General features: G+C 72.1%; 15 protein-coding genes. 5 read left to right on the top strand and 10 right to left on the bottom strand.

Annotated features, from left to right (window positions below; translation table 11 throughout):
- Nucleotides 1-160: 160 nt before the first annotated feature.
- Both ctaD and ABD52_RS30760 read right to left on the bottom strand, forming a co-directional pair.
- Nucleotides 161-1,918 carry a cytochrome c oxidase subunit I gene (gene ctaD, locus ABD52_RS30755; RefSeq protein ID WP_013284349.1) on the bottom strand — a complete coding sequence of 586 codons (1,758 nt, stop codon included), beginning with the start codon at nt 1,916-1,918 and terminating at the stop codon, nt 161-163.
- 127 nt (nt 1,919-2,045) lie between these two features.
- Complete coding sequence (locus tag ABD52_RS30760) at nt 2,046-3,152, bottom strand: FAD-dependent monooxygenase (RefSeq protein ID WP_047894067.1); 1,107 nt, start codon at nt 3,150-3,152, stop codon at nt 2,046-2,048.
- 329 nt (nt 3,153-3,481) lie between these two features.
- Between ABD52_RS30760 and ABD52_RS30765 the strand changes: the two genes are divergently transcribed.
- Entirely contained in the window at nt 3,482-4,630 is a 1,149-nt protein-coding gene (locus ABD52_RS30765; protein WP_047894068.1) for a cellulose binding domain-containing protein, read from the top strand.
- A gap of 61 nt (nt 4,631-4,691) precedes the next feature.
- On the opposite strand, the gene ABD52_RS30770 is transcribed toward ABD52_RS30765, so the two are convergent.
- Nucleotides 4,692-5,474, bottom strand: a complete 783-nt coding sequence (locus tag ABD52_RS30770) for an aldo/keto reductase (protein ID WP_013284346.1) — start codon at nt 5,472-5,474, stop codon at nt 4,692-4,694.
- A gap of 78 nt (nt 5,475-5,552) precedes the next feature.
- On the opposite strand from ABD52_RS30770, the gene ABD52_RS30775 reads away from it, so the two are divergent.
- Entirely contained in the window at nt 5,553-6,587 is a 1,035-nt protein-coding gene (locus tag ABD52_RS30775) for a DNA polymerase ligase N-terminal domain-containing protein (RefSeq protein ID WP_047894069.1), read from the top strand.
- 8 nt (nt 6,588-6,595) lie between these two features.
- On the top strand, nt 6,596-7,777 hold the full coding sequence (locus ABD52_RS30780; protein ID WP_047894070.1) for a threonine synthase: 1,182 nt from the start codon (nt 6,596-6,598) through the stop codon (nt 7,775-7,777).
- Nucleotides 7,778-7,825: 48 nt separating this feature from the next.
- Here the strand turns inward: ABD52_RS30780 and ABD52_RS30785 are convergent, their stop codons facing one another.
- Nucleotides 7,826-8,218: a cupin domain-containing protein gene (locus ABD52_RS30785; RefSeq protein WP_013284343.1), complete on the bottom strand. Its 393-nt coding sequence runs from the start codon at nt 8,216-8,218 to the stop codon at nt 7,826-7,828.
- A gap of 249 nt (nt 8,219-8,467) precedes the next feature.
- Nucleotides 8,468-8,821: a hypothetical protein gene (locus ABD52_RS30790; protein ID WP_235437606.1), complete on the bottom strand. Its 354-nt coding sequence runs from the start codon at nt 8,819-8,821 to the stop codon at nt 8,468-8,470.
- Between the two features lie 373 nt (nt 8,822-9,194).
- On the opposite strand from ABD52_RS30790, the gene ABD52_RS30795 reads away from it, so the two are divergent.
- The gene (locus ABD52_RS30795; RefSeq protein WP_047894072.1) at nt 9,195-10,169 is read left to right on the top strand and encodes a hypothetical protein; all 975 of its coding nucleotides are present in this window, start codon (nt 9,195-9,197) and stop codon (nt 10,167-10,169) included.
- A gap of 2 nt (nt 10,170-10,171) precedes the next feature.
- Here ABD52_RS30795 and ABD52_RS30800 read toward each other — a convergent pair whose 3' ends face one another.
- Nucleotides 10,172-10,453 (bottom strand): iron-sulfur cluster biosynthesis family protein, encoded by a 282-nt coding sequence (locus tag ABD52_RS30800; RefSeq protein WP_047894073.1) that lies wholly within the window; start codon nt 10,451-10,453, stop codon nt 10,172-10,174.
- A 317-nt stretch (nt 10,454-10,770) separates the two neighbouring features.
- On the opposite strand from ABD52_RS30800, the gene dacB reads away from it, so the two are divergent.
- Nucleotides 10,771-12,354, top strand: coding sequence for a D-alanyl-D-alanine carboxypeptidase/D-alanyl-D-alanine-endopeptidase (gene dacB / locus ABD52_RS30805; RefSeq protein WP_047894074.1), 1,584 nt, complete (start codon nt 10,771-10,773; stop codon nt 12,352-12,354).
- A 21-nt stretch (nt 12,355-12,375) separates the two neighbouring features.
- Here dacB and ABD52_RS30810 read toward each other — a convergent pair whose 3' ends face one another.
- From ABD52_RS30810 to ABD52_RS30825, 4 genes are all read right to left on the bottom strand, one after another.
- Complete coding sequence (locus ABD52_RS30810; RefSeq protein WP_047894075.1) at nt 12,376-12,687, bottom strand: hypothetical protein; 312 nt, start codon at nt 12,685-12,687, stop codon at nt 12,376-12,378.
- An 87-nt stretch (nt 12,688-12,774) separates the two neighbouring features.
- Entirely contained in the window at nt 12,775-13,680 is a 906-nt protein-coding gene (locus ABD52_RS41485) for a hypothetical protein (protein WP_255352887.1), read from the bottom strand.
- Nucleotides 13,681-13,805: 125 nt separating this feature from the next.
- Nucleotides 13,806-14,330, bottom strand: coding sequence for a hypothetical protein (locus tag ABD52_RS41125; RefSeq protein ID WP_235437608.1), 525 nt, complete (start codon nt 14,328-14,330; stop codon nt 13,806-13,808).
- 641 nt (nt 14,331-14,971) lie between these two features.
- On the bottom strand, nt 14,972-15,865 hold the full coding sequence (locus ABD52_RS30825; RefSeq protein WP_047894076.1) for an IS5 family transposase: 894 nt from the start codon (nt 15,863-15,865) through the stop codon (nt 14,972-14,974).
- Nucleotides 15,866-16,406: the final 541 nt, after the last annotated feature.

Below are 16,406 nucleotides of genomic sequence, written 5' to 3' on the forward strand. Positions count from 1 at the left end.
CACGCTCACCGACCAGTGCTCGCCGTTGGAGCTGCGGGACGCCGAGGGACGGCTGCTGCGCAGCGGTTGCGCCCAGGCCGTGGGGTCCATCCTGCCGCCAATCGGCGAGGCCGCGAGCGCCCCCGTTAGGGAGTGCGGCGCCCGGCCTTGAACTACTGCGTCAGCGCTGGTCGAGGTTGCCTGCGGTGTCCTCCTGGTAGCTGGCGCCACCGTTGACCTCGCTGGTCAGCGGCTTCGCGCCACCCTCGGGCGGACCGGCCAGGCTCTGCCCGGCGGCCAGCTCGGGGAACTTCGCGTCGAACGCCGGCCGCTCCGAGCGGATCCGCGGCATCCGGTCGAAATTGCGCAGCGGCGGCGGGGAGCTGGTGGCCCACTCGAGCGAGTTGCCGTGACCCCACGGGTCGTCGACCTCGACGACCGGGCCGGTCTTGTACGACTTCCAGCAGTTCCAGATGAACGGCAGCGTCGAGATACCGGTGATGAACGCGCCGATCGTGGAGATCGTGTTCAGCGTGGTGAAGCCGTCGGCGGCCTGGTAGTCGGCGTACCGGCGCGGCATGCCCTCGTTGCCCAGCCAGTGCTGCACCAGGAACGTGGTGTGGAAGCCGATCATGGTCAGCCAGAAGTGAATCTTGCCGAGCCGCTCGTCGAGCATCCGGCCGAACATCTTCGGGAACCAGAAGTAGATGCCGGCGAACACCGCGAACACGATGGTGCCGAAGAGCACGTAGTGGAAGTGCGCCACCACGAAGTACGAGTCGTGCAGGTGGAAGTCGAGCGGCGGGCTGGCCAGCAGCACACCGGTGAGACCACCGAAGAGGAACGTCACCAGGAAGCCGATCGAGAACAGCATCGGCGTCTCGAAGGTGATCTGACCCCGCCACATGGTGCCGATCCAGTTGAAGAACTTCATACCGGTGGGCACGGCGATCAGGTAGCTCAGGAAGCTGAAGAACGGCAGCAGCACCTGGCCGGTGGCGAACATGTGGTGCGCCCAGACGCTCATCGACAGGGCGGCGATGGCGATGGTGGCGGCCACCAGGCCCTTGTAGCCGAAGATCGGCTTCCGGGAGAACACCGGGATGATCTCGCTGATGATGCCGAAGAACGGCAGCGCGATGATGTACACCTCGGGGTGACCGAAGAACCAGAACAGGTGCTGCCACAGCATCGGCCCGCCGGTCGCCGGGTCGTACACGTGGGCGCCCATCAGGCGGTCCGCGGCGAGCGCGAACAGCGCGGCGGCCAGCAGCGGGAAGACCAGGATCGCCAGCAGGCTGGTGACCAGCATGTTCCAGGTGAAGATCGGCATCCGGAACATGGTCATGCCGGGCGCGCGCAGGGTCAGGATCGTGGTGATCAGGTTGACCGCGCCGAGGATCGTGCCCAGGCCGGAGATGGCCAGGCCGACGACCCACATGTTCGCGCCCACGCCCGGGGCGTGGTCGGCGGTGCTCAGCGGCGTGTACGCGGTCCAGCCGAAGTCGGCCGCGCCGCCCGGGGCGATGAAGCCCGCGGTGGCGAGCGTGCCACCGAACAGGTACAGCCAGTAGGCGAAGGCGTTGAGCCGGGGGAACGACACGTCCGGCGCGCCGATCTGCAGCGGCACCACGTAGTTCGCGAAGGCGAACACGATCGGCGTCGCGAAGAACAGCAGCATGATCGTGCCGTGCATCGTGAAGAGCTGGTTGTACTGCTCGGGCGACAGGAACTGCAGGCCCGGTCGCGCGAGTTCGGCGCGCATGATCAGGGCCATCAGGCCACCGATCATGAAGAACACGAACGCGGTGACCATGTACATGATCCCGATCTGCTTCGCGTCCGTGGTGCGCAGCAGCCGCGCGATGGCCGACCCCTTGACCGGCTCCCGGACCGGCCAGGGCCGGGTCACGACCGGCTTGGGTGCGACGGTGGTCACGAGTGGCCTCCGGTTCTGGTTGTCCCGCTCGGCGCGCTGGTCATCGGCGCAGCCGTCATCCGTAGGGAGGATAGTCCCCGGTAGGTGGCCTCGCCGCGTGGGGTGGGCGGCTACGATCTCCCGCCTTTCAGAGCGGGCCGGTCAGGAGCCGGTAGTGCTCCCGGAAGATCCGGCCGCCGCGTCCGCGCAGCAACGGGTCGCGCAGCGCCGGCGGCACGTCGCGGGTGCGGTTGCGGTCCCGGGTCCGGTCCCGCACCCAGCGGGTACGCGGCCGGCGACGACTCTCGTACGCGAGCAGCGCGGCCTCGACGCTGCCGGCGGCCCGCAGCGACTCGGCGAGCACGACGGCGTCCTCCAGCGCCATCGCGGCGCCCTGGGACAGCGTCGGCGCGGTGGCGTGAGCGGCATCACCGACGAGCAGCACCCGGCCGTGGAACCAGCGTCCCAGCTCGACCTCCTCGGTGCGTTCCACTGACACGGTCTCCAGCGCGGCCAGCACCTCGGGCACCGGGCCCCCGTACGAGCCGAACAGCTCGTGCAGGCGGGCGAGCGGGTCGGCGGGCAGTTCGGTGCCGGCCTCGTCGGCGTAGCAGTAGAGCCGTCCGGCGCCGAGCGGCACGACCAGGAACCCGGCCCGCTGGCCGAGCAGGGCGGTCCAGTCCGCGATCCGGGGGCCGCCGCGCACCAGGGCGCGGTAGACCACCTGCCCGGCGGGGCGTGGTGGTCCGCCGAGCGCGGCGAGCGTCCGTACCGCCGAGCGGGGCCCGTCCGCGCCGACGACCAGGTCGTATTCGCCGCTGGTGCCGTCGGTGAAGCCGACGGCGACCCGGCCGGGCAGCAGGTCGACGGTGCTCACCTCGGCGCCGTGGCGCACCGCGCCGCCGGCGCCGGTGAGCAGCACCCGGTGCAGTTCGGCCCGGGGCAGCGCCCGGCACTCCCCCACGCCGGCCCAGAGCGCGTCGAGGTCGACCTCGCACAGCGGCGCTCCGGCGGCGTCCAGGAAGCGCTGCCGGTGGATCACCTGGCCGAGCGGGCGCAGCGGCCCGTCGAGGTCGAGCTGGCGCATCGCCCGGGCGGCGTTGCCGGGCAGGTAGAGGCCGGAGTCGATCGACTCGGTGGGTGGCAGCCGCTCGGTGACGTCGGGCCGGAACCCCGCCAGGCGCAGCGCCCGGGCCACGGCGAGGCCGGCGATGCCCGCGCCGACGACGAGGATGCGCAGGGGGGAACCACCCATCACGGGGTACGCCTCCGGAGGGGGATCGGAACGCGTTGGAGGCAAGACATTACTCGCCGCAACCAGGCGGCGGAAGTGCCCATGCGCCCTGGCGCGGGCCGCCGGTCGGCGGCACACCCCGTCCCACCGGCAGGAATCCCGCCTCCATCTGGGGGAAGGGGGCGGTCGCGGCTCTCCGCCGTGCCACCGGCCGGACGCGGAGCGTTAACGAGCCCGGCGCAATTGCGCAATGATTTGAGACATGTAAATGTATTCCTTGCATCGTGGGAGCGCTCCCGCCCGTATCACCGACCGAACCGGCGCCGTCCCGCGCCGAGCCAAGGAGCATCATGAAGCGTCCACTCAGGGCCCTCGCGGCAGCCGGACTGCTGGCCGCCGGCACCCTCGTCGCCGTCGCGCTCGGCGGCACCGCCTCCGCCGACACCCAGATCTGCGAGCAGTACGGCTCGACCACCATCGGCGGCAAGTACGTGGTGCAGAACAACCGCTGGGGCACCAGTGCCCAGCAGTGCATCAACGTCACCTCGACCGGCTTCTCGATCACCCGCGCGGACGGCTCCGCGCCGACCAACGGGGCACCGGTCGCGTACCCGTCGATCTTCGTGGGCTGCCACTACACCAACTGCTCGCCCGGCACTAACCTGCCGGTGCAGGTGAAGAACATCAGCAGCGCACCGTCCAGCATCAGCTACAACTACGTCAGCGGCGCGATCTTCAACGCGTCGTACGACATCTGGCTCGACCCGTCGCCCAAGCGCGACGGCGTGAACCAGATGGAGATCATGATCTGGCTCAACCGGCAGGGCTCGATCCAGCCCATCGGCTCGCCGGTCGGCACCGCCAGCATCGCCGGCCGCACCTGGGAGGTATGGCGCGGCAGCAACGGCTCCAACAACGTCATCTCGTACCTGTCGCCGTCGGCCATCCCCAGCTTCAGCTTCGACGCGATGGCGTTCATCAACGACACCCGTAACCGGGGTGCGATCACCAACGACTGGTACCTGACCAGCATCCAGGCCGGCTTCGAGCCGTGGCAGGGCGGCGTCGGGCTCGCGGTGAACTCGTTCTCGCAGAGCGTCAACACCGGCTCGAACCCGCCGCCCACGTCGGCCCCGCCGACCACGTCGGCGCCGACCACGCCCCCGCCGTCGGGCGGCGCGTCGTGCACCGTCACCTACAAGGCGGCGAACGTGTGGAACAACGGCTTCACCGCCGACGTGACGGTCAAGAACACCGGCTCCGGCACGATCAACGGCTGGACGCTGAACTACAACCTGCCCTCCGGGCAGACAGTCACCAACGCGTGGAACGCCACCGTGAGCCAGAGCGGCTCGGCGGTGACCGCCCGCAACGCCGACTACAACGGCACGCTGGCGCCCGGCGCGTCCACCAGCTTCGGCTACCAGGCGACACTGAACGGCAGCTACTCCGCGCCGAGCAGCTTCACGCTCAACGGCTCCACCTGCGCCCGCGGCTGACCACCGCACGCGGAGGGGGGCGCGGTCCGCAGCGGACCGCGCCCCTCTCTGCGGGTACGTCTCAGCCGGCGAGCGCGTCGATGTCGCGCATCTCCTCGGCGGTGAGCGAGAACCCGAACACGTCGACGTTGGCACGGATGCGCTCCGGCGTGACCGACTTCGGGATGACCACGATCTCGTGGTCGATGTGCCAGCGCAGCACCACCTGGGCCGGCGACACGTCGTGCGCCTGGGCGATGCGGACCAGCACCGGGTCGGACAGGTCGCTGGCCTTGAACGGGCTGTACCCCTCCAGCGCCACGCCCCGGTCCCGGTGGGCGGCGTGCGTGTGCCTGTCGTACAGCGACGGGCTCCAGCGGATCTGGTTGACCGCCGGCGTCTCCTCGGTGGCCTGGATCAGCTCGTCGATCTGGCCGATCGAGTAGTTGCTCACCCCGACCGTGCGCGCCATGTTCTCGTCCCGCGCGGCGAGCATCTCCCGCCACACCGGGATGCTGTCGCCGGGCGCGGACGGCGGCCAGTGCACCAGCCACAGGTCGACGTAGTCGGTGTCCAGGGCGGCCAGGCTGGCCTCGATGGTCTCCCGCTCCCGGCCCACCCGGTCCGGCGGCAGCTTCGTGGTGATGAAGACGTCCTCCCGGCGCAGCCCGCTCTCCTTGACCGCCCGCCCGACCTCCTTCTCGTTGCCGTACATCGTGGCCGTGTCGATGTGGCGGTAGCCGGCGTCGAGCGCGGCGAGCACCGCCTGGCACCCGGCCTCGCCGGTGGCCTGCCACGTGCCGAAGCCGAGCAGCGGGATCCGGACGTCGCCGGCGAGCGGAAGGGTGGGCTGGTCGCTGTCCATGCCCCCCGTTCTACCCCGGTTCGCCGCACACACACCGGCATCCCGGCGCGCGCGGCGCGTCTGGGGGAGGATGCGGGGATGGCGGACCGGCTGGAGGAGTACCGGCGGAAACGGGACGCCGCGCGTACCCCGGAACCGGTGCCCGAGCGGGCTCCCGGGCGGAAGCGGTCGGCGCGGCGCGCACCCCGCTTCGTCATCCAGCAGCACCACGCCCGGAGCCTGCACTGGGACCTGCGGCTGGAGCACGACGGCGTGCTGGCCTCCTGGGCCGTGCCGCGCGGCCTGCCCCGCGACCCGGGCCGCAACCATTTGGCCGTGCACACCGAGGACCACCCGATGGAGTACCTGACGTTCCACGGGGAGATCCCCGCCGGGGAGTACGGCGGCGGGCGGATGATCGTGCACGACACCGGCACCTACCGCGCGGAGAAGTGGCGCGACGACGAGGTGATCGTGGTGCTGGACGGCGAGCGCACGAAGGGCCGGTACGTGCTGTTCGCCACCGGCGGCCGGGGCCGGGACTGGATGATCAGGCGTACCGACCCGGCGCCGGAGGGCTGGACGCCGATGCCCGAGCTGGTCCGCCCGATGCTGCCCGCCGAGGGCGGGCGGCTGCCGCGCGACGCCGCCGCCTGGGGGTACGAGCTGCGCTGGGCGGGCGTGCGCGCGATGGCGTACGTCTCGGGCGGCCGGCTGCGGCTGCTCGACGGCGACGACACGGAGGTCACCGGGGAGTACCCGTGGACGCGGGCGATGGCCGAGGCGCTGGCCCCGGCCGAGGCGGTGATCGACGGCGTGCTGGTACGGATCGACCCGGCCGGGCGGGTCCGTCCGCCGACCCGGCGCGACGGGCAGTTCCTCGCCGTCGACCTGCTCTGGCTGGAGGGCGTGTCCAGCCTCGACGTGCCGTACGCGCAACGCCGTGACCTGCTCGACGGTCTGGCGCTCACCGGTCCGCACTGGCAGACTCCGCCGTGGTTCCCGGGAGTCGGCGCGGACGCCCTACGGGCCGCCCGTGAGCAGGGGCTCCCGGGAGTGGTGGCGAAACGCCTCGACTCCCCGTACGAGCCGGGCCGGCGCAGCCGGCACTGGGTGAGCATCGACGCGAGCTGAGGACCACCGTGCACCTGACGCACCTGGAGTGCCCGCGCTGCGGCAGTGAACACCCGGCCGACGTGTTGCAGAACCTGTGCGGCTGCGGCTCGCCGCTGCTGGCCCGCTACGACCTCGCCGCGGTGGCCGCCACCGTCGCCCCGGAGCAGTTCGGGCTGCGCCCGGCCGACCTGTGGCGCTACCGGGAGCTGCTGCCGGTCGCCGATCCCCGCTTCGTCACCACGCTGGGCGAGGGCTGGACGCCGATGTGGCGCGCGCCGGCGTACGGCCACGAGATCGGCATCGCGGACCTGATCGTCAAGGACGAGGGGCTGACCCCGACCGGGTCGTTCAAGGCGCGCGGCGCGTCGGTGGGCGTGAGCCGGGCCCGGGAGCTGGGCGTGCAGCGGATCGCCATGCCCACGAACGGCAACGCCGGCGCGGCCTGGGCCACGTACGCGGCGCGGGCCGGGATGGGCGCGACGATCGCCATGCCGCTGGCCGCGCCGACGATCTGCCACGAGGAGTGCCTCGCCGCCGGCGCCGACCTGCGGCTGATCGACGGCCTGATCAACGACGCGGGCCGGGACATCGCCGAGCTGATCGCCGGGTCGGACGGGGGGATCTTCGACGCCGGCACGCTGCGCGAGCCGTACCGCCTCGAAGGCAAGAAGACCATGGGGTACGAGATCGTCGAGCAGCTCGGCTGGCAGGTGCCCGACGTGATCGTCTATCCGACCGGCGGTGGCGTCGGGCTGATCGGCATCCACAAGGCGCTGCACGAGCTGCGCGAACTGGGCTGGGTGGAGGACCGGCTGCCCCGGCTGGTCGCGGTGCAGTCCACCGGGTGCGCGCCGATCGTGCGGGCGTTCGCGGCCGGGGAGGAGCGCGTCACCCCGTGGGAGGACGCGCACACCGTCGCGTTCGGCATCACCGTGCCCGCGCCGCTCGGCGACGAGCTGATCCTGTCCGCGCTGCGGGACAGCGCCGGCACCGCGATCGCGGTGGACGACGCGGAGATCCTCACCGACCTGCGTGACTTCGCCGCCCGGGAAGGGCTGCTGCTCTGCCCGGAGGGCGCGGCCTGCCTGACCGCCGCCCGGCACCTGCGCGCGGGCGGGTGGATCCGGCCCGGGGAGCGCGTGGTGGTGCTCAACACCGGCGCGGGCCTGAAATACCCCGGCCTGGTGCAAGGAGGGGCCCCTTCTTAACGTCTCCGGTAGAGCAGGGGCCCCCGCTTAACACGTGCGCACCGGGCGTCAGGACGTCGGCGGCTCGTCCTCGCCCGCCTCCTCGGCGGCGTCCGCCTCCTCCTTCGTCTTGTGCACCGCGCCGTCGGCGTGCTCCGGCGGACCGTAGACGGTGTAGAGGACCAGCGGGTTCGGCCCGGTGTTGACGAAGTTGTGCTTCGTGCCGGCCGGCACGACCACCAGGTCGCCGGAGACGACCTCCTTCTTCTCCCCGGCCACCCGCGCCTCGCCGGTGCCGCTGACGAACGTGAGGATCTGGTCGATGCCCTCGTGGACCTCCTCGCCGATCTCGCCGCCCGGCGGAATGGTCATGATGACCAGCTGGGTGTGCTCCCCGGTCCAGAGCACGCGGCGGAAGTCGGGACTCTTCTCGGCGACTGTCGCGATCGTGAAATGCTCCATGGTCCGCTCATACCCCGATCCCGCGCCCGCCACGCCGGGAGTCGCAGATGGTGGAATTCCCCACGCCGATCCGGTTTGGATCCCCTGAGAGGGGGCATGTGCTGCCCATAAGACCGGTGCGGGCTGGGCCGGTCGAGCCAGGTCCCCGCCGGCGTACCGCCGTACGGCTGCGGTGGTGGGAGACGGCCGGAGCGCGGCGACGTTACGACCGGAGGTCGTGCGGCGCCGTGCGCTCGTCTGTGCGTCCGGTCAGGCCAGCACGGCCAGGTGGAACGGGCGGTCCGCGTGCCCGCTCGTGCCGTGCGTCTCGACGAACACCGCGTTGGCGATGCCCGAGCGCGGCGCCACAGTGATGACGCCCTGCGGTACCAGCCCGTTGGCGGTCGCGGGGCCGACCGTCCCGACGTACGCCGCTCCGGCCACGTCCTGGTCGAACGCCACCTGGTACATCCCGGCGGCGAGCCGGGTGGCCGAGGTGGCGCCGAGGCCGCGGACGAGCCGTCCGTTGGCGTCGACCACGGCGAACAGCATGCGCGCGGTGGCCGGCAACCCGACCGGCGAACACGAGTTGATCTCGGTGTCGGCGCGCGCGGCATCCCGCATGCTCGGGATCGGCTGGCCGGTGGTTTCCCTCCTTGCCCTGCGGCTCGGCATGGTGATCCTCTCTCCCGCCGGTACGCCGGCAGGAGGCGTTCGTGCACTTCCGGGCGATCGTCGGCGGTCCCCCTCGGTGATTCCGACGCTATGTCGGCGAACCGCCCGGCAACCAGCCGGAGGACTGTCCGATCACTGACAGTGGACGGCTCTGAGCTGCGGAAACGTCGGCCTGAACGTCGACTTCACGGCTCGCTCCGCCGACCCCGCGACGCCTTCTCGCGGAACCGGAGCCGACCGGAAACCATGACGCAACGCAATCGTCTGGCTACATTGAAGTATGGTGCCGCCGCTCCGAGGTCGACCTCCGGTCTACCGCCCGGTGCTGGCCGCACGACGCGGGGAGCTGGAGGCGCTGACCCGGCTCGACGACGCCTCCGCCGCGCTGCTCGCACCGATCCTCGACGTTCCGGCCGACGCGCCGTCCATCGTGGACGCGCTGAGCCGGCTGCCCGACGGACTGCTGCCCGCCGTCGACGTGTCGGCGCTGCCGGACAGCGCGGACCACGATCCGGTCCGCTGGGGCGTACCGCTGGTGCCGGTCATCGGTCTCGCGGACAGTGACCGGCGGCTGGCCGCGCACGGCGCGGCGGCCCGGGCCTGGGCGCACCACGCGGTGGTCCGGTTGCGGGTCGGCCCGGACCGGGCCGGACCGGACGCCGCGACGGCCGCGGCGGAACGGGTGTGGCGGGTGACCGGACTGCTGCCCGAGCAGTGCGATCTGCTGCTGGACGCGGGGGACGTGTGCTGCCGGGCCGACGTCCGGCTGGCCGAGCCGAGGGTCCGGCGGGCGGCGCAGTGGGCCCGGCGGCACGCCTGGCGCTCGGTCACGGTGGCCGCGGGCGGAATGCCGCCGTCGCTGTCCCGGCTGCCGGTGGACGAACCGGTGCGGCTGGACCGCTACGACTGGTCGCTCTGGCGGCGCCTGGCCGACCTGGACCTCGGGTACGGCGACTACGGCGTCTGCTGCGCGGTGCGGGACGCGGACGAGCCGGGCGACCGGACCCCGACGCTGCGCTGGGCCGCCGACGACGCGTGGTGGGTGTACCGCTGGTCGCGGCGAGGCGGGCGGGGCGACGAACGTTTCGCCGACCTGTGCCGCACGCTCACCACCGCGCCGCACTGGTCGTCGGCCGGGGCCGGCTTCTCCTGGGGCGACCACGAGATCGTCCGGCGGGCCCGGCGGGGCGCCGGCGCGGGCTCACCGGCCAACTGGATCGCGTGGAGCACCTCACACCATCTGGCGCACGTGCTGGCCGCGCTGGTCCGGCCGGAACCGGACCAGCGGGCCGGCTGAGCTCACTCCTTCTCGGTGAACCCGAACTGGACCACGCCCTCCTCGTCGACGACGGCGTCCACAGACGTGTCGTTCAGCAGCTCGGCCGCGTCCGAGTCGAGGAAGATGCGCGCCCCCTCGGTGTCCACCACCTGGTCGCCCTGCACCGGCTGCGGCACCAGCTCGATCGAGAGCGAACCGGCGTCGGTGTCGGCGGCGATGCGCAGCCCGCCCGCGTCGGCGACGTCCTGCTGGGCGGCGAGGTCACGGATCACCAGGACGGCGTTGTCGGTCATGGTCAGCATGGCTGAACTCCTCATGGCTGGATGTCGGGTTTCGCGGGCGACACGGCCCACGCGGTCGGCTCGCGACCCGGAAGCGGGCGAGACACGTCCCGCCGCGCTGGAAGCAGGGCGGTTCCCCGGCCCTCACCCCCACCGTGCCCGCTGCCAGGTCATCCGTCAAACGGAACCCGGCGATCGGCCGCTCCCCGGTGAACAGGTGTTTTCCCCGAGTCGTACCGGGAACACCCGGGGGATCGCGGTGCCCGCGTCGGCGGGCCGCAAATAACCTTTCGCACCGGAGCCTTTCCCGCAGGAAATCTCCGTGGCAGCATCGTCCCATGCATCGACGCCTATTCCCCCGGGCGCTCGCGGTGCTGGCGCTGGTCGCCACCGCGGCCGCCGCCGGCACCACCACCGCCACCGCCGAAGCGCCCACCCCCGCGCAGACCCGGCTGAACGCCACAATCGACGCGGTCCTCGCCGACAGCCGCCTCGACGGGGCGCAGGCGGGCGTGGTCGTCGTCGACACCACCACCGGTCGTACGCTCTACGACCGCAACGGCACCCGGCGGCTCATCCCCGCCTCCAACACCAAGCTGTTCACGTCGGCTGCGGCGATGGAACTCCTCGGTCCGGGTCACCGCTTCACCACCGAGGTCAGCGCCGACGGGCCGCGCCGCGCCGGGATGCTCTCCGGTGACCTCTACCTGCGCGGCGGTGGCGACCCCACCATCCTCGCCGCCGACTACGACCGCCTCGCGCAGCAGGTCGCCGCGGCCGGCGTACGCGTGGTCGCAGGCGACCTGGTCGCCGACGACACCCGCTACGACAGGGACCGGCTCGGTCCGGACTGGACCTGGGACGACGAGCCCTACTACTACTCCGCCCAGGTGTCGGCGCTGACAGTCGCCCCGGACACCGACTACGACGCGGGCACCGTGATCGTGCACGCCACCCCCGGCACGCGGGCCGGCGCCCGGCCGAAGATCACCATGACGCCTGACAACGGCTGGCTGCGGATCGACAACCGGGCCGAGACGGTCGCCGACGGCGAGACCACCATCTCCTTCGAGCGCGAACACGGCGGCAACACCGTCGTGGTGACCGGCCAGATCGCCGTCGGCCAGGCCGCCGAGAGCGACTGGGTCACCGTGTGGGAACCGACCGGGTACGCCGCCGACGTGTTCCGCTCCGCGCTGCGGCGGCACGGCGTACGGGTGCTCGGCCGGACCGTGCTCGGCACCGCCACCCCGGACACCGCCAAGCCGCTCGCCCGGCACGACTCGATGCCGCTGGCCGACCTGATGGTGCCGTTCCTCAAGCTCTCCAACAACGGCCACGCCGAGGTGCTCACCAAGGAACTCGGCCGGCAACTGTCCGGGTCCGGCACCTGGGCCGCCGGGCTGTCGGCGATCAGCGGATACGTGGGTGACGCCGGAGTGGACACCGGCACGCTGCGCCAGCGCGACGGGTCCGGCCTGTCCCGGCGCAACCTCGTCCCACCGGCCCAGTTCGTCACGCTGCTCTCGGCGGTCCGCACCGAACCGTGGTTCGACACCTGGTACGCCGCCCTGCCGGTGGCCGGCAACCCGGACCGGCTCGTGGGCGGGACGCTGCGCAGCCGGATGGGCGGCACCGCCGCCGCGAACAACGTGCACGCCAAGACCGGCAGCCTGACCGGCGCGTCGGCGCTCTCCGGCTACGTCACCGACGCCGACGGACGGCTGCTCGCCTTCTCGATCGTGCTGAACAACTACCTCACCTCGTCGGTGAAGGGGCTGGAGGACCAGATCGCCATCGCGCTCGCCTCGTACACCGAGAAGGAGACGGCGACCGCCCGGCGGACCGTGCCGGTCGCGCCCGAGTCGCCGCGCGTACCGGAGGGGCGGGAGTGCTCCTGGGTGAAGCCCGCACTCTGCTGACCGGTCCGGCCGCCCCGGTGCTCAGGCGCCGGGGCGGTACGGGCGCGGGTCGGCGGCGGGGTCGCCGCGTTCGACCAGCGCGTCGATCTCGGCCGACGGCAGTCCGCGCAGGGTGAGCACCCGGCGGCCCCACACGTGCAGCCGGCACGGGTGCGGGCTGGCGTCGTTGCGGCAGATGGTCCCGCCCGACCAGGCCCGCGGCGCGTGCACCACCACCGCCCGCACCGCGAACTGGACGTCCTCGACCGTCACGTACGGCGGCATCGGGATCTCGCGCAGCACGTCACAGTCGGTGCGCGGGCGGGTGGGTGCGACGGGTGCAGGGCCGGTCATCGGTCGGGCCTCCACAGAGGATGGTCGGACGGGACAACCGGAACGTACGACGCCCGGCCGGGTACGCGACGGACAAACTGTCCCCGCTCAGCGCAGCGCCACCGCCTGGAGGCTGACGTTGCCGCAGTCGCCGAGCGACTCCTCCACCGTCCAGTTCAGCAGCAGCCGCGCGCCACGCTGGGCGCGGAACTTGATCGTGAACTCGGTGGTGAGCGCGGTGTGCGGATCCTCCATCCGGAGCGTGGTCACCGGGCCGCCGCTGGAGACGCGCACGTCGAGGCGGCCCCGGGCCATCCAGAGTCCGGCGTACAGACGCACGGTGCGCTGCTGCCCGTCGGCGGCCACCGACAGGGTGAACCCGCTGCCCCGGTGGCAGGTGTAGACGCCGGACATGGTGCCGCTCGCCGACGCGACCGGGTTGCCGTCACGCCAGGCGTACGCCTCGGGGTTGTTGCTGAAGCTCTCCCGCCGCCCCCGGCCGCCCTCGTCGCGGATCTCGCCGGAGCCGCCCCGCTTGCGGACCGTCCGGTCGGCGCCGGTGAGCCCCCAGTGGACCCAGTCGGTGGGCCCGGCGGCGGTGAGGTCGACGGTGGCGGGCACGTCGGCGCGGGTCACGGTGACGGTCGGCGGCGGCGCGGGCGTCGGTGACGGTGACGGCGTGGACGGCGACGGGCTCGGCGACGGCGGCCGCTGGCGGGGACGCAGCCCCGGGTTGACCACCGAGTCGCCGGCCTCGTTCGGCAGCCCGACCCGGCCGGGCGGCGCCACCGGCACTCCGGCGTGCTCCTCGCGTGGCGTGCCGTGCCGTTCGACGCCGAGGTAGACGGCCAGCGCCGCCAGGCAGAGGACCGCGGCCAGCCCTTCCAGCATCAGCCGCCGCCGGCGGCGCAGCCGGCGCAGCGCGGACCGGGTACGCGGAAGGCCGTGCCGGTGCGAGCCGGGGCCGGTACGCGGACGGTCCTCCTGGCCCACCACACCCTCCACTTCGGTCACGACACCGCCGGAAACGACAGGTGCGCGACGGGCTTCACGGTGTCACCGCACGGCTCTTTGCGCCATATGTCGAGTGACGGGCGTTTCCAGTTCGTTACCTGACGACCGCCCGCCGGACCGGCCGCTCAGCTTACCGTGATCGCCTGCAACGCCACCCCGTCGTTCTGCCCCCCGGTCACGGTCAGGGCGTGCCACCTGATCAGCAGCCGCTCCCCGGGGGCCGACCGGAAGCGGATGACGTACTGGTAGAAGCGGTCGCCCGCCGCGAGGGCGACCTCGCGGACGGCGGGATCGCCACCGCTGGACAGCGACAGGTCGAGCCGCGCACCGGCCGAGAACGTGCCGACGAACAGCCGGACCGTACGCACATCCCCGCTCCCGGCCACGCCGAGCGTGAAGCTCTTCCCGGCGCCGCGCTGGAAGACACCCGCCCGGGTGCCCTCCTGACGCGCCGTCGGCGTGCCGTCGGTCCACTGGAGATCACACGCGCCCGCGTTGTGCTCCAGCCGCTCGCCACCCGGATCCTGGATCTCGCCCGTACCGCCCGCCTTGCGATGGAAGCTGTCCGCGCCGGTCCCGCCCCAGTGCCGCCAGTCCCGCGTACCGAGGTCGGTGAGCGACAACGACCCCGGCAGCGGCGCCAGGTCCACGTCGAGCAGCGGCCCGCCGGGTGCGACCGGGTCGCCGGTGGCCGGTGCCTGGCCGCTGGGTGCTTGTCGGCTCGGCGCCTGGCGCTGGGTGCCTGGTTGCCGGGTGGCTGGTTGCCGGGTGGCTGGTTGCCGGATGCCTGGTTGCCGGGTGCCGCCACGGGCGCGGTCTCCCGGGTCAGCGGGGGTGGCGTGGACGAGCGGGCCGCGTACGCCAGCGCCGCCACCAGGCCGGTCACGGCCACGGCCGCCAGTACGGCGCGCCGGCGTCGACGCCGCGCCCGGGCCGCGGCGACGCGGGTGGCCGGGGCGTCGGGCGGGGGGCGCATCGGACCGGCGATCGGGGCTAGGGTCCGGCTCAGCCGGGTCTTCGCCGCGTGGGCCACGGCGCGCAGCCGGGCGCGGATCCCGCCGGTCACGTCGGACAGGCCGCCGGTCAGGTCGGCGAGGCGTGCCGGGATGCTCTCCCGGGCGGAGTGCCGGCCCGGTCTCGCCTCCGCCTCCTGAGGCAGACCGGAGCCGGCCGGCTCGTCGGCTGCACCCGGCCGGACCGGTGACGGGCCGGACAGGTGCAACCCGATCGGGGCCGGCCCGACCAGCGGAGCCCGGCCGCCGGGCGGACTAAGGCGTGTTTCATAACGAGGTCAGAGCCACTCGGTGATGATGGTGATGGTCAGGACGGCTTGGAACCGGACGGCCAGCTTGTCGTAGCGGGTGGCGACGCCGCGGTGGCGTTTGAGCCTGTTGATGCCGTTCTCGACGGCGTGGCGTAGCCGGTAGAGCTGCGGGTCGAACGCTGGTGGGCGCCCGCCGCGGGAGCCTTTGGCTTTGCGGTGGGCGTCCTGGTCCTTCTTGCTCGGGATGCACGCCCGGATTCTCCGAGAGCGCAGGTATCTGCGGTTGGCGCGGCTGGTGTAGGCCTTGTCGGCCAGCACCAGCACCGGCCGGGTCCTTGCCCGGCCGACACCGAGGCGGTTCACGCGGATACGGCGCAGGACAGGGATGAACTGCGGGCTGTCCCCTCGATGCCCGGCGGTGACGATCAAGGACAAGACTTTCTGACCCTGCTCACAGGCCAGATGCGTCTTGGTCGTCAGCCCTCCACGGGAGCGGCCCAGCCCGTGATCGGCCGGCTCGTCATGAACCCCACCGGGTGGTTCCTTCTGCAGATGGCCGTCGGTGCGGGCACCTGCAGCGTGCTGGTGAGCGCGACTGGTCATCGAGTCCACGCTGACTGTCCAGTCGATCCGTCCCCGGGCGTCGCCCTGGGCCTGCAACGCCGACAAGATTCTGTCCCAGGTTCCATCGCGCTGCCAACGACGGAAAAGTCCGTAGATCGTCGGCCAGGGCGCGTACTCCGCTGGCACGTCGCGCCACGGCGCACCGATCCGGATCCGCCACCGGATCCCATCGATGAGCTGCCGTTTCTCCCACTTCGGCGGCCGGCCTGTCGACGACGCGGCAGGCAGCAACGGGGCCAGGACAGCCCACTGCGCGTCAGTCAGGTCATGCCGCCTCGTCACCGCTAAGGTGGCCACGAGGTCTCCGGTGCATGGTGCTTCTTGGTCGTTGTACCAAGTACCGGAGACCTCGTCAGTTATCGATCACCGCCACGCCGTGACTTCAACCGGCCAACCCGAGTTACGAAACACGCCTTAGTCTGCTTATTGCCAGCATCTTGCATCTGGAGGACATAACTACATGGGACCGTCCCGTATCGAGCCGCTGATTCAGAGTTGGCTTGACATCCTCGAAGCGGCTGGCCGAACTCCCCTCATGGCCGTCGCTGAGATGGCCACGGCAATGGCCGGTTGGACGGCACAGCGGGATCAGCGGCCGTTGCCGGGCCTGCTCCGCGGACAGATCGGGAACCATGGCCAGCCGACTCAGGGCTGGATCGGCCGCTTCGATGATAGTCAAACGGTCGATGGGCTGCTGAACACTTTGCGTCTGCTACAGATCTTGAATGGCCAGGTTCGTCCGATGTGGTTGGTGTGTTGGCCTCGTGTTGGGGTAGTTCGATGGGATGAGGTATCCCGATGGAGGTGGGTTGTCCGCGCGGGGGCGGGCGAAGCGTGA

The sequence above is a fragment of the Micromonospora sp. RV43 genome (assembly GCF_001029515.1).
GTDB lineage: Bacteria > Actinomycetota > Actinomycetes > Mycobacteriales > Micromonosporaceae > Micromonospora > Micromonospora aurantiaca.

What these genes read in the sequence shown, in the direction of transcription:
- ABD52_RS30760 (WP_047894067.1), bottom strand. Translation starts at nt 3,152, where the DNA reads ATGGGTGGTTCCCCCCTGCGCATCCTCGTCGTCGGCGCGGGCATCGCC.
- ABD52_RS30765 (WP_047894068.1), top strand. Translation starts at nt 3,482, where the DNA reads ATGAAGCGTCCACTCAGGGCCCTCGCGGCAGCCGGACTGCTGGCCGCC.
- ABD52_RS30770 (WP_013284346.1), bottom strand. Translation starts at nt 5,474, where the DNA reads ATGGACAGCGACCAGCCCACCCTTCCGCTCGCCGGCGACGTCCGGATC.
- ABD52_RS30775 (WP_047894069.1), top strand. Translation starts at nt 5,553, where the DNA reads ATGGCGGACCGGCTGGAGGAGTACCGGCGGAAACGGGACGCCGCGCGT.
- ABD52_RS30785 (WP_013284343.1), bottom strand. Translation starts at nt 8,218, where the DNA reads ATGGAGCATTTCACGATCGCGACAGTCGCCGAGAAGAGTCCCGACTTC.
- ABD52_RS30790 (WP_235437606.1), bottom strand. Translation starts at nt 8,821, where the DNA reads ATGCGGGATGCCGCGCGCGCCGACACCGAGATCAACTCGTGTTCGCCG.
- ABD52_RS30800 (WP_047894073.1), bottom strand. Translation starts at nt 10,453, where the DNA reads ATGCTGACCATGACCGACAACGCCGTCCTGGTGATCCGTGACCTCGCC.
- dacB (WP_047894074.1), top strand. Translation starts at nt 10,771, where the DNA reads ATGCATCGACGCCTATTCCCCCGGGCGCTCGCGGTGCTGGCGCTGGTC.
- ABD52_RS30810 (WP_047894075.1), bottom strand. Translation starts at nt 12,687, where the DNA reads ATGACCGGCCCTGCACCCGTCGCACCCACCCGCCCGCGCACCGACTGT.